Consider the following 20699-nt stretch of genomic DNA (forward strand, 5'->3'; position numbering starts at 1 on the left):
GTCACTCTGTGACCTGTTTTCGTGTGCCTTTATTTACTGGCTGTACTTTCAACCTAATTGCCTCCCATTCAAAAACTGCGTATGGATTGAAAAGAGGGGATTGTAAATCTGCTCATTCGATGTTGCGGTGGCGCGCCTCCATTGTTTCGTGCGTCTCATGGAGACACTCTGTCAGCAGCATCGCCATAAGATCAAACAGTAGGAAGAGATGCTGTTCGAACAGATTGCCCATCGGTTGAACGGACGGAATCGTGCGGGGATCCGTTCCCTTATACACCATAGCCGGCACAAAGAGACAGATATCCGCCGCAGCAGGCGTCCGCTCATGCGGTGCACCTGTGATGACAAGCTGGCGCACGCCTGTCGTGCGTGCCTGATCCAGCAGGTAGTCGATGTGTCCGATGCAGCCCGAACCATTGACCGCAAGAAAGAGATCTCCAACGTGCATGCCTGGAGTTGTATCATCCCACAGCCAGTGTACCTCCTTGCCAAGATGCATGAGTCTCATAGCGAACCCGCGTGCAGCAATCCCTTCACGTCCGGCGCCTATGACAAAGACACGTCCGGCGGCCGCAATTTCCTCAATGGCTGCGGAAAGGGCTGCCATATCCTGTGCCGTGAACACCTGCTCATGCTCAAGAAGGATTGTCCGATAAAGCTCCTCATAGCGATTCATCTTCATAATGCTCCTTTCCACAGCTCAGAGCCGCGCAGAATCAACCGCGTGGGCAAAAAGATTTCATGGCGCCCCAGCTCGGATAGATGCGTCCCCTCTGATGCCTCAATCCGTTGCGTGAGGAGACAAATGGCATCCCGCCCCATACGATAGACATCCCTGTCAACGACGCTGAGAGGAATTCCGGCGTAATGCAGCATCTCAATTTCATCAAAACTGATCATGGAGATATCTTCGCCGATTCGCAGATCATGCTCTCTGAAATAACGCAGACAGCCCAGTGCAGTCATGTTGTTGGCCGCAAACACCGCAGTCGGCGGTTGTTCCTGCTCCATGATCTGATGCATGACCGCATAGGCACGCTCCTGATGAAAGTCTCCCTGCGCCGCATACCGTTCCTCCGGCTGTACATTCCACTTCGCAAAGGCGGCCAGATATCCGAGCCAGCGTTCGTTACCAGGACGAGAGTTCTCCGACCCGCGGATGGTTGCAATTCGGCGGTGGCCTACGCGAAACAGACAGTCCACAGCATCCATCGCTCCGCGAAAGTCCTCGGAAAAAACACCGTCGAATCGTCCGTGCTTGAGACTACGGTCGATGAGCACGACTGGTACTCCCGCCTCCTCGAATGCAAGCAGACACTTACACGTCTCCTCGTTCTCAGCATCTACAGGTATGACCAAAATACCGGAGAGGCGCTCTGTCCGCACGGAGTCAAAGAATCGATGCTCCTTTTCAAGGCTGTCATCTGTTCCGTATAAGAAGATATTGTAACCACTTTCATCTGCTGCGTTTGTAATTCCACGCAACAGATGTGCGAAAAAAGGATTCTCTATATCTGGAATCAGAAAGCCGATGTTGCCCGTATTTCCTGTACTGAGTTTTCGTGCCAGCGCATTCGGCGTATAGTCAAGCTCTGCGATAGTCCGCATGACTCGCTTCCGTGTTGTCTCGCTGACGTGGGGACTGCCATTCAAGACGCGCGATACGGTTGCAGAGGAAACCCGCGCGCGTTGTGCGACATCATAAATATTAACGCTCATTGCCGCGACTCCTTTTTAGGCAACTCTGCACACAGCAGGATTATAATGGCATCATCGCTACGGGATTAGAACACGATGTTCATAAATTTGTAACCGATTACAGCTTCAGTTTATTTGTTTTTTTTAGAATTGTCAATGCATTTTTTTCTAATGTACATATTTTAAATCACAAAACACGAAGTTGTTCATTGTTCCTAAGAAACTCAGACAACTCCTCACTGCTCGGATAGGACATCTGCGTCCCCTTCCGTGTCACGCTGATGGCGGCGAACGCACTAGCCCGCTGCATCGCTGCAGTGACATCACGATCTCTCGCATAGCAGCTGGCAAAGCAGCCAATGAAGGCATCGCCTGCGCCAGAGCTATCAACTGCACGCACTTGATAGGCTCCGATGTACTTCTTCTCCGTCTCTGTCATCCAGAGTACGCCCCGCTCGCCCAAGGTAACAATGACATTTTTCAGCCCGCGTGCCGTCAGAGATGTCGCAGCCTTTTCCACATCATCCTGTGTCTCGGTCGGCATTCCCGTGAGGATGGCAAGTTCTGTCTCATTAGGAACGAAGAAGTCGCAGGCACAGACCTGTCGGATATCCAAATTCTTCGTTGCAGGGGCAGGATTCAAGAGAACGGGGATATGGTGCTTCTGCCCAAATGCAATAGCATGGTAGACTGTCTCCAGAGGGATCTCAAGCTGAAGGATGATTAGACCACACCCCAGCAGATCCTGTTCCGCTGCATCAACATCCGCTGGCAGGAGCTTGTTGTTTGCACCTTTGATGATTAGAATGCTGTTCTGCCCGTTTTCATCAACGAAGATGGGCGCAACGCCGCTCGATACACCGATCACCTTCTGAACATAGGTCGTATCAATGCCATATTTCTTGAAATTACTGATGGTGTTATCCGCAAATATATCGCTGCCGACCTTCGTCATCATCATGACATCTGCACCGCATACGGCAGCAGCAACCGCTTGATTCGCCCCCTTTCCTCCGCAGCCCAACGTAAAATCCGGTGCTTCTAGGGTTTCCCCCGGAATGGGCATTCGTTGGATGTAGGAGGTCAAATCTACCATATTAGAGCCAATGACCGCAATCTTCATCACATATCCTCCTTTTTTCCCGCAACAATTTGAACACCGCTGCTTGTCCCCAGCCGTGTCGCGCCTGCAGCAACCATCGCCTCTGCATCTGCACGGCTACGAACACCGCCGGATGCCTTGACCCCCATCTCTGCGCCGACCGTCTCCCGCATCAGCTTAACATCTGCTACCGTCGCCCCGCCTGTGGAGAAGCCCGTGGAAGTCTTGACGAAGTCAGCCCCAGCCTCTTTGGCAAGGCGGCAGGCCATCCGCTTCTCCTCATCTGTGAGGAGACAAGTCTCGATGATGACCTTTGTAAGCGCTTTCCCTTTTGCCGCAGCAACAACAGCAACAATGTCCTCACGCACATAGTCATAGTCTTGATCTTTCAGACGTCCGACAGGAATCACCATGTCAACTTCTTCAGCACCGTCCTCAATGGCACGACTTGTTTCAAAAGCCTTAACCACAGAGGGAGTTGCTCCTTGTGGAAAGCCGATGACCGTACAAGTCTTTACGCCGCTCCCCCGTAGCTGCTCTGCCGCATATGAAACCCAGATAGGGCTGACACACACAGAGGCGAAATGATGTACCTTTGCCTCATTTAGGAGTTTATCCAAATCTACTTTACGTGCATCCGTTTTGAGTAAAGTATGGTCAATCATTTTTGCAAAGTACATAAAACTCCTCCTTAAAATATTAAGAATTTTCAATGACAAAATTTTAACATTATTTTTCTGGATTGTAAAGACTCAAAACCTCGCTTGCGGTTTGCTCAGCGGGCAATGCCTCCCGATAGCGTTTAAGAAAGCGCTGTGCTCCTTGTGTCCCTTCTGACCGCGGCAACAGTGTGATTTCCCTTGCAGCTGGGAACACATCTTCCGCGAGGAACATGGCAAGCGTTCGTCCGTCTCCGCATACTGCATACTGAGCAAGCACGGCCATGCCCCACGCCCCCCCTTCCGAGGCAGTCTCCATAACCGTGATAGGCAGGTCTAAGAGATCGGCAAGTGTCTGCTGTGCAATTAGTGGTGTGCGGAACAAGCCACCATGTGCAACCATGTTGTCCAAGACGATTCCCTCGTCATGCCTGAGAATATCAAAGCCAATCCGAATTGGTGCAAACGCTGCATAGAGATGGGTCAGCATAAAATTGGCTAAATTAAATCTGCTGTGTGGTGTTCGAACAAATAGGGGTCTGCCATTCTGTGTGCGCGTAAGGTTCTCGCCTGACAAGAAGCTATAATTAACAAGCCCGCCAGTATCTGGATCGGCATGCGCTGCCTGTTCGATGAGAATGCGATAGAGATCATCGGATGAAATCTTACAGCCAAGCAATTCTGCAAACTCACCAAAGAGGAATACCCACGCATTGATGTCCGACGTACAGTTATTGCTGTGAACCATCGCTGTTGTATGTCCATCTGGCGTCATGACGATATCAATATCTTGATAGACATTTTTCAGTGGATGTTCAAGTACGTTCATTGAGAAGATGGATGTCCCTACAGAGATATTTCCTGTCCGTTCGCGTACACTGTTGGTCGCGACCATCCCTGTTCCGGCATCCCCCTCCGGTGGACACATCATGCACCCTGCTTTGAGCTGCCCGCTCTCATCCAGAAGTGCTGCACCTTCCATACTAAGCCGTCCAGCGTTCGTTCCCGCCACCCGCACCTCTGGCAGAATATCGACAAGTGACTTCCCGAGAGCTTTTGCCGCTGGCAGCGCGGAGAAAATCGACAGCATCCCGCTGTGATAGGTTTGAGTGGACGAATCAATCGGAAACATTCCAGAGGCATCGTCAATGCCCAAGACCTTCTCCCCCGACAGTCGCCAATGAATATAGCCTGAGAGTGTCGTCATAAAATCGACGCTACCAGTATGTGGCTCACCCAAAAGTATCGCCTGATAGAGATGGGCGATACTCCATCGCTCCGGAATGTTAAAAGAAAACATCTTCGTCAGAAATTCCGATGCCTCCGCCGTCGTATTGTTCCGCCATGTACGGAAGGGAACGAGCAGATTTCCTGCCGCATCGAACGGAAGATATCCATGCATCATTCCGCTGATACCGAGCGCACAGATGCACTGGATTGTTCTTCCATACTGCTCCTCTACACTGCGTCTCAGTACCGTATAGGCACTGCGCAATCCCATCCAGATTTCTTGCTGGTCATAGGTCCAGTAGCCGTTTTCAAGACGGTTTTCCCACGCATAGCTGCCCTGCGCCAGTGTCCTGCATGCACGGTCAATCAAGACCGCCTTGATCCTCGTCGATCCAAGCTCGATACCAAGAAACACATCACCAGTACGAATTGCATCCTCTGCCGACGTATGTTGCATGAATACATCCTCCTTATCATCTGGTACAAAGCCCCTAAAAAAATACAGCAGAAACATGTGTTGATATACCACTCCTGCTGTACACTATGTATTCAGATTTACTCGACCGTAACCGACTTCGCCAAGTTGCGCGGCTTGTCCACATCGCAGCCGCGTGTGATCGCTGCATAGTATGCGAGCAGCTGCAGCGGAATCACGGAGAGGATCGGCATGATGAATTCATCCGTCGCCGGAACGTGCATAACGTGATCGACGTACTTCTCGAGCTCCGTATCTCCCTCTGCCGCGATGCCGATAACGACTGCGTCGCGTGCCTTGACCTCCTTGATATTCGAGAGGGTCTTTTCGTAGACGTTGCGCTGCGTCGCAAGCGCAATCACGGGAACGCCCTCGACGATCAGCGCGAGCGTGCCGTGCTTGAGCTCGCCCGCCGCATACGCTTCTGCGTGAATGTAGGAGATCTCCTTGAGCTTGAGTGCGCCCTCAAGCGAAACGGCGTAGTCCAGTCCACGTCCGATGTAGAACACATCCTCGTTGAAACCGTACTGCTTCGCAAAGGTCTTGATCGGGTCGACATCGGACAGGATTTCGGAGACCTGTGCGGGGATCTCATGCAACTGTGCAACCAACTCCGCCGTACGCTCTGCCGCAATCGACTTCTTGATCTCTGCCATGTAGAGCGCGAGCATAAAGAAGAGTACGAGCTGCGTCGTATATGCCTTCGTCGATGCGACCGCGATCTCAGGACCCGCCCATGTATAGACAACCTGATCCGCTTCGCGTGCAATCGACGATCCAACTACATTTGTGATGGCAAGAGTCTTTGCCCCACGCCGCTTCGACTCCTTGAGCGCGGCGAGCGTATCACTCGTCTCGCCCGACTGCGAAACCACAATCAGGAGCGTGTGCTCATCGACAATCGGGTCGCGATAGCGGAACTCCGAGGCGACATCCACCTCGACGAGGACGCGCGCAAGCTTTTCGATGTAGTATTTGCCCACAAGTCCCGCATGGTATGCGGTACCGCACGCAACGATGTAGATCTTGTTGAACGAGTTCAGATAGTCCGCATCCCATGCGAGTTCGTCAAAGGAGATGGTCTTTTTGTCCGCCGTGATGCGCTGGCTCATCGTGTCGCGCACCGCCTTCGGCTGCTCGTTGATCTCCTTGAGCATAAAGTGCTCGTAGCCGCCCTTTTCCGCCGCCTCGGCGTTCCATGTGACCTCAAACACCTTCTTCGGAACGTGCGCACCGAGATGGTTCGTCACCTCGACCGCATCCTTGCGGACAATCGCCACCTCTCCATCGCCGAGAATGTAGGTACGGCGTGTCTTGGAAATAATGGCAGGAATATCCGAAGCGATGAAGTTCTCGCCCTCCCCGAGTCCGATGATGAGCGGGTTGTCCTGCTTCGTGCAGACGAGCAGATCGGGATGCCTGCGGCTCATAAAGGCAAGTGCGTACGATCCCTCGATACGCTCCAGTACGGCACGCACAGCAGCGATGAAGTCCCCGTTGTAGACCTCCTCAAGAAGATGCACGACGACCTCCGTATCCGTCTCGGACTTGAAGACGTGCCCCTTTGCAATCAGTTCTTCTTTCAGCGAAAGATAATTCTCGATGATGCCGTTGTGGACGATGGCAAAGTCGCCATGGCAGTCCGTATGCGGATGCGAGTTCACATCCGACGGACGCCCGTGCGTCGCCCAGCGCGTATGACCGATGCCGAGGCTGCCCATGGGCACATTCCCCTTGATCTTGTCGCGCAGCGCGGCAAGTCTGCCGACACTCTTCTCCACGCGGATGTTCTCTCCATCATAGACGGCAATACCTGCCGAGTCATAGCCGCGATACTCGAGCTTCGACAGACCGTCGAGCAAGAACTCCGCCGCCTGACGATCCCCCACATAACCCACGATTCCACACATAAAAATACCTCCTGACAGAAAACACTTCTCTCAGGGATTTCACTCCATCTGCAGCTTTGTCCGCAGGGTCGCCCCAGGCTTTGACCGCAGACTCTCGACAGAGCGTGCCGGAAGGCATCCGCTGATGACTCGACAACCTTCTCCTCGTCCTCTGAAATATGATGATATTCCAGAACCAGCGCTAAGAAAAAAATCTTTTCCATAAAAGAAATCCCCATGCCTCTATGAAGCACAGGGTCATTCTATCCGATATTGCGTGAGAAGTCAATTGGTCATGCCGTGACATAATGACTAAAACTGCCAATGACGAGCTGCGGAAACTCCGCATGAAGCTCGTCCATGAACGTGCGTGTCCCGACAGGCGCACCGACCGCCTCCGGCATCGTACGCAGAAAGAGCGTCGGGTCAATGTTCAGATTCCGCATCTGGATCATCTGCACGGGCAGTGCGCGGAAGAACTCCTGCCATGCGGCCAATTCTTCCATGCGGTCGGTAAAGCCCGGGAAGTGGAGCAAGTTCAGCGACACATAGACATTATGATCGAGGGCATAGTGCAGCGATTCCTTTACATTGTCCAGCGGATAACTTGCACGATAATATGCGTTATAACTTTCATCACGTGCGCTGATAATGGAGACGCGCAGTGAGTCCAGCCCTGCGTCCACGATCTTTTTCATCCCATCGGGAAAACCCGCATTCGAGTTCATATTGATCTGCCCACGTGCGGTGACGGCACGAATCTTGCGGATTCCCTCGGCAATGCGGTCAGCAGCAAGCGACGGCTCGCCCTCGCAGCCCTGCCCGAAGCTGATGATGCCATCGGGGGCAAGCGAGAGATGGTAGATGCCGACCTCGGCAATCTCCTCCGGCGTCGGAGAGAAGGTAATGCGCTCCTGTGGCGAGGGGCAGCACTCCGAACTCTGCAGTGAGATGCAGCCAAGACAGTTCGCGTTGCAGACGGGCGAAGTCGGTACGCCGCACTCCCAACGCCGATAGAATAGATTCTGCGCCGTCAGGCAGTGATAGTTCAGCGAGCAATTCCCCACCTGCTCCACAATGCGGTTGTTTGGCAGCTCCTTCATCGTGCGCCGAACGAGCTTCTTGAGCTCCTTTCCGTTGTAGTTGGCAGGATCCCATTTTTCATTTTCATCCGTATAGACGGCGGCGACACACAGCTTCCCACGGTGGGAAACAACTGCCGTATATCCGTAGAGCGGAAGTGTGGCAGCATCATCGACGCGAACAAAGGCAGGCAGATGTGTGCGCGTATAGCCCTGCGGCAGAATCGCTGCGACCGCCGTCCCCGCAATACGCTCTTCTGTACCATCTGCCCCCTGCCCCACAGCAGTGTGTTCGGGCATAAAGATGAGATCGGCACTCTCGGGCAGCGGAATGAGATCCGCAGAGGTAAGCGAAACATTCTCCACGCCGATGCGCCCCATCGCACGCACACCCTCCGCCGTGCGGATATTTCCGTTCTTGTCAGCGTAGACCGCCGTGATCTCGTCGCTATGCTTGTGCGGACGCGCCGCCTTCTTCTTGGGCTTCATGACTCCCCTTTTGTTTCTCTTTCTTCTTATGCGGATTGTACTTGTTCATCGCGAGATCCACACCGTCCGTCACAATACACTCCGCTGCGGGCAGGAGGTAGTCAATCGCCGCACGAATCTTCGGCGCATCCTCCGACGAAAACGGTGCAAGCACATGATTGATAACCGTCCAGCCTGCAGGCGGGCGACCGACACCAATGCGCACACGCGCAAAGTTCTCACTTCCCACATGGGCAAGAATGGACTTGATGCCGTTGTGACCACCCGATCCGCCCTTTTTCCGAATACGAACTGTCCCCGCAGGGATGTCCATATCATCGTGAACGACGACGAGATCATCGGCATCCATTTTATAGTAGGAAAGCATCGGACCGAGTGCCTCGCCGCTGTTGTTCATATAGGTTAAGGGCTTGACGAGAAAGACCTTCTCTCCGCCGATGCGCACCTCTGTGATGGCAGAGAAAAAATCCTCCTTCCATGCGGGTGCATTCAGATGCTCTGCAAGCGCATCCACGAGCATAAAGCCGACATTGTGTTTCGTCTGTGCATACTCTGTGCCCGGATTGCCCAGTCCTGCAATGATTTTCATGAGTTACTCCTTCGTCGGATCGCCGACGACAAAGAGATAGGCGAGCACGATAATGCCGAGCGCAATGCGGTACCAGCCGAACGCCGTGAAATCATTGCGCCTAATATAGCGCAGGAGGAAGCGGATCGAGAGGATGGACACGATGAACGCCGTCACCATACCGACCGCAAGGATCAAGAGCTCTGTCCCCGTGTAGTTCCAGCCGAACTTCACGAGCTTCAGAAAGGACGCACCGAACATGACGGGAATCGCGAGGAAAAAGGTGAACTCCGTTGCTACATAACGGCTCGCACCGAAGATGATGCCGCCGAGGATCGTCGCGCCCGAGCGGCTCGTCCCTGGGACGAGGGAAAGCACCTGAAACATACCGATGATGAACGCCGTACGGTAGTCCAGTTTTGCAAGGCTCTCGACGCGTGGTGTGCGCCGCTTGTTGAAGCGTTCCACAACAATGAAGAGCACACCGTAGAGAATCAGCATCGCAGCGACGACGGGTGCATTCATAAAATGCTCTTCCATATATTTATTGAAGGCAAGCCCGATCACGGCGGCAGGCAGACAGGCGACGATGACCTTGCCCCAGAGATCAAACGTCGCCTGTCGCTCCGCCTTCGACTTGTTCTTGAGAAACGGATTGAGTTTTTCGAGGTTCAGCACGACGACGGCAAGAATCGCGCCGAGTTGGATCACAACGAGGAACATATCCATGAATGCCGTCGACACATCGAGCCGAATGAACTCATCGACGAGGATCATATGCCCCGTGCTCGAGACAGGCAGCCACTCCGTGAGCCCCTCCACGATTCCCAGAATGACAACCTTCACCAGTTCCATCAATGAAATATCCACTGTAAATGTACTCCTCCTACGTCAGAAATCCTGCCTATTATAGCACACTTCACGTGGTTCTGCACGATTTCTATGATAAATGTTACGAGAAAATGAGGTCAGTGATGCTCCTAAGCACCCCCTAGTGGAGCACGCATGTCCGTAAAATTTTACGTAGACCCCAAAGAAAAAGAGCTGCCGAAGCAGCCCTTCTCTATACGGTTCTATTCTTACACAAGACCATGTGCAAGCATGACATCCGCAACCTTTGCGAATGCCGTGATGTTTGCACCCGCGACAAGATCGTCGGGGTCGGCATACAGCTCCGCGTTCTTCTTTGCATCGCGGTAGATGTGCGACATGATCTTGCGCAGACGCTTGTCCACCTTCTCGAACGTCCACTGACGACGCTCGGAGTTCTGCGACATCTCGAGTGCAGAGGTCGCAACACCGCCCGCATTCGCTGCCTTTGCCGGCGCAAAGAGCACCTTGTGGCTCTGGAAGTATGCAATCGCATCGAGGGTCGACGGCATATTCGCCCCCTCACCGACCGCCTGCACGCCGTTTGCAACGAGCAGCTTTGCCGACTCCAGATTAATCTCGCTCTGCGTCGCGCACGGCAGTGCAATATCGCACTGCACCGACCAGACACCGCTGCACCCCTCATGGTACTCCGCGTTCGGATGGGTCGCTACATACTCCTTGATGCGTGCGCGACGAACTTCCTTGATCTCCTTGACCGCCGCAAGATCGATGCCGTCCGGATCGTAGATGTAGCCGTTCGAGTCGGAGCAGGTCACGACCTTTGCGCCAAACTCCTGTGCCTTTTCAATGGCATAGATTGCCACGTTGCCCGCGCCGGAAACGACAATCGTCTTACCCGCGAGGTCGATGCCCTTCGCCGCAAGCATATCCTGTACGAAATAGAGCAGACCGTAGCCCGTTGCCTCCGTACGTGCAAGGCTGCCCCAGTAGTCCGTGCGCTTGCCTGTCAGAACACCCGCATCATACGAGTCACGGATGCGCTTGTACTGACCGAAGAGATAGCCGATCTCGCGCCCGCCGACGCCGATATCGCCTGCCGGAACATCCACATTCGGCCCAATGTGGCGATAGAGCTCCGTCATAAAGCTCTGGCAGAAGTTCATGACCTCGTTGTCACTGCGCCCGTGCGGATCGAAATCCGAGCCGCCCTTGCCACCGCCGATCGGCAGTCCTGTCAGAGCATTCTTGTAGACCTGCTCAAATGCGAGGAACTTCAAGATATCAAGCGTGACGCTCGGATGGAAACGCAGCCCGCCCTTGTACGGGCCAAGCGTGCTCGACATCTGTACGCGATAGCCACGGTTGACCTGGATCTCGCCCTTGTCATCCACCCACGGCACACGGAACGTGATGATGCGGTCTGCCTCGACCATACGCTCGAGGATCTTGTGCTGCTTGTACTCGGGATGCTTCTCCAAAAGGGGAACAACGGAGGTCAGAACCTCAGAGACCGTGTTCTTGAAATGCGTTTGATCGGGATCGCGCTTCGATACCAGATCCAGAATATCATTTACATACTGTTTCATGTCAGACATTGTAATTCCTCCCTCTGTTTGCTCGGTGCCCTTCATCGAACGTGACTGAGTATAGCACACGGCACAAAGGTTTGTATAGGGATTACAGGCATGAATACAATATGCAGTGGAAATACAAAAAAGAAGTGCCGATTGCGGCACTTCTCCAAAATTTACAGGTGATAGGGCTCTCCCCTGCTGATCTTAAATGCACGGTAAATCTGCTCTACGAGGAAGAGGCGGATCAGCTGATGCGGCAGCGTAAAATGCGAGAATGAAAGCCTGAGATCGGCGTGCTGACGCAACTCATCCGCAAGACCAAAGGGTCCCCCGATGAGAAAAGCAATATGGCTCTCGCCTGTGACCGCGAGGCGGTCAATCTTTGCCGCAAGCTCCTCCGAGGAGAGCTCTGCGCCGCCGACATCGAGCACGATGAGATATGCCCCCTGCGGCACCTGCGCCAAAAGCCGCTCCCCCTCGCGACGGATGGTCTCCGCCTTTTCCGCCGCAGAGGGCTTCTCCTTCATACGTTCTTCTGCGATTTCGTGCGTGCGCACATCCGCATAGGGACGCAGACGCTTCTCATACTCGGCGATCCCGTCGCGCAGGTACTTTTCCTTGATCTTTCCCGCGCAAACAATTGTAATCTTCAACGATCCTCCTGCGGCATCTCTTCGAGCGTGACCTCCGCCTTGCGCTTCGTATCATTGCGGTCGTATGTCACCGTCACCTTGTCGCCGACCTTGTACGAGGCAATTTTTGTGCGCAGCTCTGCAACGCTGTTGACCTCCTCGCCGTTGATCTCAAGGATGATGTCGCCACGCTGGAAGCCTGCCTTGCCGCACGGGCCGTCGAGCGTCAGGCGGAAGATGTAGACGCCCTTGTCGATGTTCAGCTGATAGCCGTAGCGTGCCGCCGTCGCCGGATCAAAGACGGATACACCAAGGTACGGACGCGCCACATAGCCCTTTTCGATCAGTTCGTTCACGATGGTCTGCACCGTGTTGATCGGGATGGAGAAGCCCATCCCCTCGACGGCAGCAGCAGCCACCTTTGCACTGTTGATGCCGATGACCTCACCATCCGCATTTACAAGCGCACCGCCCGAGTTGCCGGGGCTGATTGCCGCATCGGTCTGCAGCAGCTTTACACGCTTGTCGCTGACATCGAGCGTGCGGTTCAGTGCGCTGATGACACCAACGGTAACGCTGCCCTGAAACTCAAGCCCGAGCGGGTTGCCGATTGCAATCGCAGGCTCACCGACCACGACCGTATCCGAGTTGCCAAAGGTCGCCGTCGGCAGATTACTTTCATCCACCTTCACAACGGCAAGGTCGGTGAATTCATCCTTTCCGATAAGCTTCCCCTTGAGACTGCGCCCATCGGAGAGCGAGACAATGATCTCCTTCGCCCCGTCAATCACATGATTGTTTGTCACGATGTAGCCGTCACTGCGGAAGATCACGCCGGAGCCGACGCCCTCCGTCTCGACCGGATTGTTGAACCAGTCACGGGCGACCGCCTTGTTCGTGATGCCGACGACGGCAGGACCAACCGCCTTTGCCGCACGGACGACGGGGGTATTACGTGCCTCCGAGAGTCCCGAGACATCGACCGCCTGTGCGGGCTTCAGGCCGCCGACGGAGTTGTCGGCGGCAGTTCCCATAGAGCAGCCGCCGAATATGACAAAGGATGCAAAAACTGCCGCCGCAGCGAGTGCAGCCCCTTTTTTCTTTTGGAATCGGATGTTCATCATGACATCTCCTTTATAGAATGATCTCTGCTCCGCCCTCCGGCAGACAACTCTCCACATCGAGCGTCATCCCCCGTGAGGAAAGGATGTCCTGCACGGTATCGCACGCGAGCGCGGGGCGGTTGTTCTCCTCCGAGAGGTGCGCGAGGTAGACCTTGCGCGGGTGTTTCTTCATACGCGTGAGTGCCCATGCCGCCTCTCCGTTTGCGAGATGCCCGCGATTCGAGAGAATGCGCCGCTTGAGCGGCCACGGGTAGCTGCCCCGCCGCAGGAGATCGGCATCGTGGTTTGCCTCAAGTACGAGGACATCCGCCCCCTCCATCGCCTCCTGCACCATATCGGTGACAACGCCGAGGTCGGTCGCAATCGTACAGCAGTGCGATCCCTCGATGCGAAATCCACAGGGCTCTGCTGCGTCATGGGAGATGGCAAAGGGGTGCACCGCAACCTCGCCAATCTTGAAATCTCCCGTAATCCCCCGCATATCATCCTCGAATGCCGCGCCGCCGTCAATGCCTGCAAGCGTCCCGCGCGTCGCCAGAATCGGCAGGTGATATTGCTTTGCGAGCGTCTTCAGCCCGCGCACATGGTCGATGTGCTCATGTGTGATGAGCACGGCATCGAGACTCTGCGGCTCTATGCCGCGTGCACGCAAGCCTTTCGTGATCCGTGCCGCACTGATGCCCGCATCCACCAGGATGCGCACACCATCCAGCTCGACATAGACCGAATTTCCCTTGCTTCCGCTCGCGAGTATTGCTACCTGCAACGAACAGCCCCCTCTCTGCCCCTCATATTATCCCTTTTTTCTGTAAATTTCCTGCATGGATTCTATGGAGCAGATTATCCTTCCCACAGCATCACTTCCTGCTCCACCCATTTCCCCGCATCCAACATGAGGCGAATGAGTTCATGCCACGCCGCAAAGTCCTCACGTTCGAGCAGTCCCGTGAGACGTTTCCGCTGCCCCGCATTCAGCTCCTGTGCAAACGGCAAATAGGAACGAAATGTCTCTGCATCCATACGATATGGCTTGAGATCCGAAAAGAACTGCGCGTGCAGATATTCAAAAATACGTATCCCGCCATAGTCCAGATCGCCCCAGTGTCGTATGACGGAGGACATCCGAGCATCTGCGATCTTTGCAAGGAATGCCTGTGCCGTGCGGTTCGGGAATCCCGCTGTATAGATCAGTAGCCGTTCCGCCCCTGCACTTCGTGCCATGGTTTCTGCATTTGTCATGTTTTCAACCGTCAAAATGGAATGCGGGAGTCTTTCAATCTTCATTGCAGCAATCGTTTCATACGTCAGCCCCATCCCACCCGAAAAGTCAGCGAGCGCATACGTCCTGCCGTGGAGGGAAAAAAGCATCTCACCGGCGATCCACACCTTGCCCTGATGTCCGCCGATGCCCGCCATATCCAAATACTCTGCATCGGATTCGCATGGTTCTTCGGTAAAACGACGCAGAAGTACAAGCAGCGCAGCCTCTATCGCACGTTCAAAGTATTTGCTGTCACCAAAGACGCGCTGACTGAATACGCGCTTTGGTATGATATCCTCATCTGCATGCGGCAGCGCAAGAATAGCACGGATCAGATGCTCGCGCAGGTCTTTCTCCTTCGGCAAGAATGCGGGGAGTTTCTTCTCTGCGAGCATGTTGCCCGCCTCGGTACAAAAACGCTGAACCCAAGGGGTTTGAACATCCAAGAGTGGCACAAGCGCAGCGCGATACTCCTCCACACGCGCAAGCGGCATCATGCGTCCCATCCGCTGATAGAGAAGCTCCACATCGGCAGTAAGGAGGATGCGCTCCATATGTCCTGTTCCGTGACGCTCCCATAGGATGGAGATCATCCCCTGCCGCTCAAGTGCCCGCGCCGCCGTATGAATCCCCTCGCGCTTCTCCACGTCCAGCTCATCCGTATAGTCTGCGGCAAGCGGGCATTTCAGCAGGCGAAACTGTGGGCGGCGGCCGCTCTCGCCAACCGCAGCCCTGCTGTTTTCATATTTTTCCAGCAGGAGCATCAGGATCTTCTCCTCATAATACGCCTTGTACTGCGTCGGGTTCATGCTTCAGCTCCTCTTCCCACGTCACCATGTCCCCAAGTTCATCGGTAAAACAGTGATTCCCTGCATTGGTCACGATGATCGACTGATCCATCAGCGGGGCGATCGCCGCGAGCTTCTCGTCAGGAACAGCGACAATCAGCTGCATCTTCATGCGCTTGATGAGCTCGATGCACGATTTGATGCGCTCCTCGTCCATCTTGTTGAACGCCTCATCAAAGACGGTGAGGCGAATCGTCTTTTGGTTGTAAATCTGCTGAAATGCCGCGAGGATGGCGATGTAAAACGGCGTTTGCGTCTCCCCGCCCGAGGTCTGCCGCAGGACGCGCGAATACAGATAGCTCTGCCCCGCCGTGTCCGTAATGCGGATGTCATAGTCGAGGTAGCGGCGATAGTCCGCGAACTCCTCCTGTTCCTCCTGCGAGCCGCGAACGAGCTTGTCAAACAGCTCCATCGCCTGCTCATTCGCCGCCGTATCCGTCTCGGCAAACAGACCGCCCGCCATCTCCCAATCCGCCGTCATCACGGCATCATAGAACGGCTTGTACTTCGCACTCGGCGTGATGAGAAAGCTGTACTTGTCCTTGTGAAACTGAAACTGATCCAGCGCATGATTCAGCTCCTTAAATTCGTAGCGTGCACTTTCGATCGCCTCACGCATACTGAAGATGAAATGCGCCTTAAACTCCATCTCCGACTGTGCCAGTGCCTCTTTCGCCTTCTCCTCGAACGAAGGGATGTCGGTCGCGGCAAGTCGGTCAAGAATCTGTGCATAATAGCTGTTGTCGAAGTCGTGGACATGCCCCGTATCGCCATGCTCGACACCGTAACGCTCACGGTCGAGGAGAAGGTTCTGCCACATATGGTCACGCCGCGTCTCGTTCGCGAGCTTGCTTCTCTCATAGCTCTGCAGACGCTCCTCCATGCTGCGCTCACCGCGCCTCTCCTGCATCAGAGCCGAGAGGCGTGCCTCGGCGCCCGTGCAGAGCTCCGGATATGCCTCCCGCCATGCCTGAACAGTCTCCTGCGCCGTATCTGCCGCACGCACGAGAAGCGGGAGTGCACGCTCTGCCTGTTCCAATGCGGACTCACAGTGCGAGAGTTCCCGCATTGTTGCCTTGACCGCATGGGATGCCGCATCTGCCCGCTGCACAGACTCCTCATAGACGAGTTTCAGACGCTCCACCTCACGGAGATCCATCACAGAGAGCTCATCTGAGATGCGCTTTCCCTCCGCCGTACAGACTTCGAGTTCGGCGAGAACATTCATCCGCTTCGCAAAATCCGCATATCTATGCAGCGGTTCACGCAGAACGGCAGCCGCCCGCTCCATCCGCTCGGCTTCTTCGGCAAGTGCGGCAAGATGTTGACGCACCTCCACCAGTTCCCGCTGTCGGATCGCGAGCTGACGTTCAATCGCTCCCGCGCCGATGTACGGAATCTCATAGAAGCGACGGGGAATCTGGCGTGCCACCAGCCCCTTGTACGACATACAAGTCTTCGTCGCCGCACTCTTATACGCAAGCATTTCCTGCTCATCCCGCGCCTGCATCACGGTTCCCAGAAGATGATCGATGCGCGCCTGGACAAGCGGATTCTTTGTCTGCAGAAGTGCGGCAAGCGACCCGTTTTCCCGAATGCCCAGATACTTTTTCTCCGCAGCGGTATTGACGAGCCCCACACCGTCGAAATGGAGTTCCTTCTTTTCGCTCTCGTAGATGTGCAGAGCCTCACGAAAGACCTCCTGCTCGACGAGGAGATCAAACCGCTGCGTATTCAGATAACCCTCTAATGTATCGCGCCATTCCTCATCTAGGATCTCCAGTTCCTCGCAGAGCACATAGACCTTGGAGCGTCCTGCAAGCCGCTGTTCCAGGAGTGCCTTGAGCCTCGTGATCTCGGGGCGATATTTGCGCTGCCGCCGCTGCAGGCCCTCGATCTCCGCACGCAGTTCTTGCTGCCGCTGCGTGGCGGTACTCTGATCCTGCTCCAAAAGAAGACTGCCACGCTGCAGTGCTCCGCCGATCTCGGCGAGCATCACACCTCCGCTCCGCAGTCTTTCCTGCATCGATTCGATCTCTGTCACGGGGACAGAATCTCCGCCCGCATAGGTGAGTGTGCGTGAAAGCTCCGTGAGTGCTGCGGCATTTCCCTCCGCCAATGCGAAAAATGCACCCGCAGGATATGCAGAGAGTTCAGCAATCCCGTCGGCTTCCCGTAGCAGCTTCTCCTGCATATGCTGACGTGAGGAAATGAGTGCACGCCGTTCCTCCTCACACTTCGCCTGCTGCTCCAGCAGTGCATCACGTCTGCGCTTGATGTCGTTGCCCTGCCATGCCGCATACGCCTCCTGCTTCTCGTTATTCCTGCGCTCAGACAGGTGCTCCTCTTCGCGCAGCTTCGTCTGCAGAGCAATCAATCGATCCTGGCAGGTCTGTCGCTGCTGCCGCCCAGCATCCAACTTCTCCGCATCGCGCATATGGCGGAAGGACAGCAGTACAAATTCCTGCTCATGCGCCGTATCCCGCCATTTGCAGTAGGTGTCGTAGGTTTCCTTCAGCTTTTCCAGCTGGAGTCTTTTCGCACGCAGCCCCTTCAGGTCGCGTTCAAATCGCTGATAGGACTCAAACACCTCGCGCAGCACATCCAGTTTCAAATCACGCGGAAGAAGGATGTACTCATAGATAAACTCACGCACCTGATCGATGGGGCGAAAGGCGAGCGCACGCGAAAAAGCGGGCAGAAAGCGTGCGGACAGCTGCCCGAGACGGTTCATCAGACGTTTTTGCCACTGCCTCTTCCCCGTCTCAAATACGCTGCTGCCGTGCGCGTAGCGTCGATGAAACGCCTCACGCGTATAGAGCACGCCGTCCGCACTCCGAAATTCGACCGCAGAGAGCGTACGCTGATCGAGGAGAAAGAACTCCTCGTCCAAGCGGTCATCGTGAAAAACATCGACGACGTAGCCGACGATAAAGGAGATCTTTTTGATGTCATCGTAGAATTCGAGCGCAATGTAGGAGGTAAATTCGTCCGCACGCAGATACTGTACACCCTCTGCCTTGATCTTGCCGCGCAGGTACTCTACCAACGTTCTGCGTGCTTCCTGCGTTGCGGCAGCATTGAACCGCGTCTGTGTCTGACTCCCAATAAAGAGGTACTGCAGGGCATCGAGCAGCGTGGACTTGCCCGCGCCGCTGTGCCCGGACAGCATCGTCGCAGAGCCGAACGAGATCTCGTCCTCGTCGAAATAATGCCAGTTAATCACCTTCATCTTCCGCAGTTTCTTCATCGTCCTCCTCCTTTCTCTGTCGATAGGTCTCCAATTTACGATACACCTCTGACAGCTCCTCCCCATCCACGGCGAGCGCGAGCGTATGAAAAAGGCGAATCCGAGCCTCCTCCGAGAGGTCGCGATCCAACACATCTGCGAGGCGGTACTGCTTCGAGAGCTGGGTGAGACGCTGAAGTGCTGTTTTCTTGAGGTCAGGCAGGTGAAGCGCCAGATACTTTGCGCGGATCTCGGCAATCGTCGTCATTGGAAATGCGCTCAGGTTCAGATCCGTACGCTTCTCCTCGTAGATGAGCCGCAGGACAAGCAGCCAGATGCTCTCATCTAGGCTCAGCGCACGCCTGTGCGCCATCCCCGCAGAGAGCAGCCACACAATCTCATAACGCTCGTCGACACGGAACTCCCAGCCGATGACCTGAAAATACTCCGCAATTTCTTCCCGATAGCGTCGTGCTGCGAGGTAGAGCACCGCATCGTGTTCGCGCGTCAGAAAGTTGCACGCCAAAAGTGCCTGTATGACGCTCCGAATGCGTGCGCGCTCCTCGTCGTTTCGCTCCTCCAGTTTCATGTTTTCTTCTCCCTGCGCTTTACCGTACGGCTCGTGTAACGTATCGTATCCTGTGCCTCTATGTGTTTGTGATCGCCCAGGCGATATTTCGCCAGTTCGTCATGCCCGTAGAGATAGACATAGAGCAGCTGCAGAAAATCCGGATTCTCCTTCGCCCGCAGGAGCCCCAGCAGTTCACCGATCTCCATCGATCCACGCTGTCCCAGCACCTCCAGAATCCATGCCTCGATCTTCTGTCGTGAGATTCCGCGTGCGACACGTTCCACACTTTCACGCCGCACACGCGCACGCAGCTGCGCATCAACCTCACGCACAGAAGCCTCCGTATTGGGACGCAGGACGCGTTTCTTGCGCGGCACATAACGAGAGTTCGGCAGCAGCATATCCATCGTCTGCAAACGGAAAAGACGCGGGAGCTCCTGAATCTCCCGCCGCTCATCGCGTGCCTCGATAAGAGCGAGGAGAATGCCTGCGATCATGCTCTCCGTGCGTGCACTTCCCGCCTGCTGCAGATAGAGTGCACGCTCATAGGAGGCACGCACATACTGGTTGTGGCGGCGGTCAATCTGTGCAAACATATCATCGAGCCCCCGATAGATCTCCTCAATGGAGTGCAGGGAAGCATTCATACGATATTCTGCAGACTCCATTGTGTCGGCAAGCTGGCGATTCACAGCGTCATCGCAGAGCGCACGAAACCGCTCTTTATTCTGCCGAATCTCCTGTACCTCCTGCAGAATGCGGATGCGGTAGCGCGAGACGTGATCCGAGGTCTTGAGTCTATGATAGCTCCGATCTACAATATCCGAACGATATTCGTCAAAATGATGCGAGAGTACGTCCTGCAGACTCGTCTGCGCAGATACCTGTTCCATCTTGTTTTTGATGTTGTTCAGCAGAATCCGCAGTTCCTCGACGAACTCCTCTGCGAGCCGCTCCGCCTCTAGCACAGCCATGCTCGGCTGCACCTTTGCCCCTTCGCCCGAGAGCACCTGATAGGTGGTAAAGGCAAACCGCTGATACTCGACTGCCCGTCCCTCACACAAATTAGCAAAAAGCCCCCATAGGCGACTGCTGTAATGTGGGAGCAAAATAAAGATCTTGAAGTTCTCGCGCTGCTCAAAATCCAGCCAGCCGAACTCCTTCATGCGGCGGATCATATGGTTCGCCTTCGCCCGTGACTCCTCTGCGGCAGCATCCTGCAGCGAAAAATCGTCTTCCTCATATGCAACGCCGGCTTCCGCCCAGCTCTCGATGAGCTCCTGAAATTTATCGCGCAGAATCTCCTGCTCAATCCCAAATTGGGCAAGGCGGTACTGCTCATAGAGACAAAGCCCTGCCTCCGCATAGATCCGCCGACATTTCCCCGCCAGAAGCCCAAAAAAACGCTCCGGCAGGACATCAAACAGTTCCATG

General features: G+C 54.9%; 17 protein-coding genes. All 17 read right to left on the reverse strand.

The window, feature by feature from the left end; translation table 11 throughout:
* Window positions 1-112 precede the first annotated feature (112 nt).
* The 17 genes from ACO6BQ_RS04380 to ACO6BQ_RS04460 all read right to left on the reverse strand — a co-directional run bounded on the left by ACO6BQ_RS04380 (window position 113) and on the right by ACO6BQ_RS04460 (window position 20698).
* Entirely contained in the window at window positions 113-676 is a 564-nt protein-coding gene (locus ACO6BQ_RS04380) for an SIS domain-containing protein (RefSeq protein WP_489119702.1), read from the reverse strand.
* Between the two features lie 2 nt (window positions 677-678).
* Complete coding sequence (locus ACO6BQ_RS04385; protein ID WP_489119703.1) at window positions 679-1719, reverse strand: LacI family DNA-binding transcriptional regulator; 1041 nt, start codon at window positions 1717-1719, stop codon at window positions 679-681.
* Window positions 1720-1885: 166 nt separating this feature from the next.
* On the reverse strand, window positions 1886-2821 hold the full coding sequence (rbsK, locus tag ACO6BQ_RS04390) for a ribokinase (RefSeq protein ID WP_489119704.1): 936 nt from the start codon (window positions 2819-2821) through the stop codon (window positions 1886-1888).
* Entirely contained in the window at window positions 2821-3480 is a 660-nt protein-coding gene (deoC, locus tag ACO6BQ_RS04395) for a deoxyribose-phosphate aldolase (RefSeq protein WP_489119705.1), read from the reverse strand. Before deoC ends, rbsK begins: the two co-directional genes overlap by 1 nt.
* A 49-nt stretch (window positions 3481-3529) precedes the next feature.
* Entirely contained in the window at window positions 3530-5146 is a 1617-nt protein-coding gene (locus tag ACO6BQ_RS04400) for a xylulokinase (protein ID WP_489119706.1), read from the reverse strand.
* A gap of 98 nt (window positions 5147-5244) precedes the next feature.
* Window positions 5245-7074 carry a glutamine--fructose-6-phosphate transaminase (isomerizing) gene (glmS, locus tag ACO6BQ_RS04405; protein WP_489119707.1) on the reverse strand — a complete coding sequence of 610 codons (1830 nt, stop codon included), beginning with the start codon at window positions 7072-7074 and terminating at the stop codon, window positions 5245-5247.
* A 272-nt stretch (window positions 7075-7346) separates the two neighbouring features.
* The gene (locus ACO6BQ_RS04410) at window positions 7347-8624 is read right to left on the reverse strand and encodes a radical SAM family protein (protein WP_489119708.1); all 1278 of its coding nucleotides are present in this window, start codon (window positions 8622-8624) and stop codon (window positions 7347-7349) included.
* Window positions 8584-9213 (reverse strand): aminoacyl-tRNA hydrolase, encoded by a 630-nt coding sequence (gene pth, locus ACO6BQ_RS04415; protein WP_489119709.1) that lies wholly within the window; start codon window positions 9211-9213, stop codon window positions 8584-8586. The genes ACO6BQ_RS04410 and pth overlap by 41 nt, the downstream gene beginning before the upstream one ends.
* Before the next feature lie 3 nt (window positions 9214-9216).
* A complete protein-coding gene (locus ACO6BQ_RS04420; protein WP_489119728.1) occupies window positions 9217-10047 on the reverse strand; it encodes an undecaprenyl-diphosphate phosphatase in 831 nt (276 codons plus the stop codon).
* Between the two features lie 224 nt (window positions 10048-10271).
* Complete coding sequence (gene gdhA / locus ACO6BQ_RS04425) at window positions 10272-11621, reverse strand: NADP-specific glutamate dehydrogenase (protein ID WP_489119710.1); 1350 nt, start codon at window positions 11619-11621, stop codon at window positions 10272-10274.
* 152 nt (window positions 11622-11773) lie between these two features.
* On the reverse strand, window positions 11774-12253 hold the full coding sequence (gene rlmH, locus ACO6BQ_RS04430; protein WP_489119711.1) for a 23S rRNA (pseudouridine(1915)-N(3))-methyltransferase RlmH: 480 nt from the start codon (window positions 12251-12253) through the stop codon (window positions 11774-11776).
* Window positions 12250-13353, reverse strand: coding sequence for a S1C family serine protease (locus ACO6BQ_RS04435; protein ID WP_489119729.1), 1104 nt, complete (start codon window positions 13351-13353; stop codon window positions 12250-12252). The genes rlmH and ACO6BQ_RS04435 overlap by 4 nt, the downstream gene beginning before the upstream one ends.
* 13 nt (window positions 13354-13366) lie before the next feature.
* The gene (locus ACO6BQ_RS04440) at window positions 13367-14122 is read right to left on the reverse strand and encodes an MBL fold metallo-hydrolase (RefSeq protein WP_489119712.1); all 756 of its coding nucleotides are present in this window, start codon (window positions 14120-14122) and stop codon (window positions 13367-13369) included.
* Between the two features lie 74 nt (window positions 14123-14196).
* Complete coding sequence (locus ACO6BQ_RS04445; RefSeq protein WP_489119713.1) at window positions 14197-15426, reverse strand: Wadjet anti-phage system protein JetD domain-containing protein; 1230 nt, start codon at window positions 15424-15426, stop codon at window positions 14197-14199.
* The gene (locus ACO6BQ_RS04450) at window positions 15395-18715 is read right to left on the reverse strand and encodes an ATP-binding protein (protein ID WP_489119714.1); all 3321 of its coding nucleotides are present in this window, start codon (window positions 18713-18715) and stop codon (window positions 15395-15397) included. The genes ACO6BQ_RS04445 and ACO6BQ_RS04450 overlap by 32 nt, the downstream gene beginning before the upstream one ends.
* Window positions 18684-19283, reverse strand: coding sequence for a DUF4194 domain-containing protein (locus ACO6BQ_RS04455; protein ID WP_489119715.1), 600 nt, complete (start codon window positions 19281-19283; stop codon window positions 18684-18686). The genes ACO6BQ_RS04450 and ACO6BQ_RS04455 overlap by 32 nt, the downstream gene beginning before the upstream one ends.
* Window positions 19280-20698, reverse strand: a complete 1419-nt coding sequence (locus ACO6BQ_RS04460) for a Wadjet anti-phage system protein JetA family protein (RefSeq protein WP_489119716.1) — start codon at window positions 20696-20698, stop codon at window positions 19280-19282. Before ACO6BQ_RS04460 ends, ACO6BQ_RS04455 begins: the two co-directional genes overlap by 4 nt.
* Between the last annotated feature and the right edge of the window lies 1 nt (window position 20699).

It is taken from the genome of Centipeda sp. (in: firmicutes) (assembly GCF_057271695.1).

Bases quoted from the DNA above. Each gene is read 5' to 3' on its own strand.
- ACO6BQ_RS04380 (WP_489119702.1), bottom strand. From the start codon at position 676: ATGAATCGCTATGAGGAGCTTTATCGGACAATCCTTCTTGAGCATGAG.
- ACO6BQ_RS04385 (WP_489119703.1), bottom strand. From the start codon at position 1,719: ATGAGCGTTAATATTTATGATGTCGCACAACGCGCGCGGGTTTCCTCT.
- rbsK (WP_489119704.1), bottom strand. From the start codon at position 2,821: ATGAAGATTGCGGTCATTGGCTCTAATATGGTAGATTTGACCTCCTAC.
- deoC (WP_489119705.1), bottom strand. From the start codon at position 3,480: ATGTACTTTGCAAAAATGATTGACCATACTTTACTCAAAACGGATGCA.
- ACO6BQ_RS04400 (WP_489119706.1), bottom strand. From the start codon at position 5,146: ATGCAACATACGTCGGCAGAGGATGCAATTCGTACTGGTGATGTGTTT.
- glmS (WP_489119707.1), bottom strand. From the start codon at position 7,074: ATGTGTGGAATCGTGGGTTATGTGGGGGATCGTCAGGCGGCGGAGTTC.
- ACO6BQ_RS04410 (WP_489119708.1), bottom strand. From the start codon at position 8,624: ATGAAGCCCAAGAAGAAGGCGGCGCGTCCGCACAAGCATAGCGACGAG.
- pth (WP_489119709.1), bottom strand. From the start codon at position 9,213: ATGAAAATCATTGCAGGACTGGGCAATCCGGGCACAGAGTATGCACAG.
- ACO6BQ_RS04420 (WP_489119728.1), bottom strand. From the start codon at position 10,047: ATGGAACTGGTGAAGGTTGTCATTCTGGGAATCGTGGAGGGGCTCACG.
- gdhA (WP_489119710.1), bottom strand. From the start codon at position 11,621: ATGTCTGACATGAAACAGTATGTAAATGATATTCTGGATCTGGTATCG.
- ACO6BQ_RS04435 (WP_489119729.1), bottom strand. From the start codon at position 13,353: ATGAACATCCGATTCCAAAAGAAAAAAGGGGCTGCACTCGCTGCGGCG.
- ACO6BQ_RS04445 (WP_489119713.1), bottom strand. From the start codon at position 15,426: ATGAACCCGACGCAGTACAAGGCGTATTATGAGGAGAAGATCCTGATG.
- ACO6BQ_RS04450 (WP_489119714.1), bottom strand. From the start codon at position 18,715: ATGAAGAAACTGCGGAAGATGAAGGTGATTAACTGGCATTATTTCGAC.
- ACO6BQ_RS04455 (WP_489119715.1), bottom strand. From the start codon at position 19,283: ATGAAACTGGAGGAGCGAAACGACGAGGAGCGCGCACGCATTCGGAGC.
- ACO6BQ_RS04460 (WP_489119716.1), bottom strand. From the start codon at position 20,698: ATGGAACTGTTTGATGTCCTGCCGGAGCGTTTTTTTGGGCTTCTGGCG.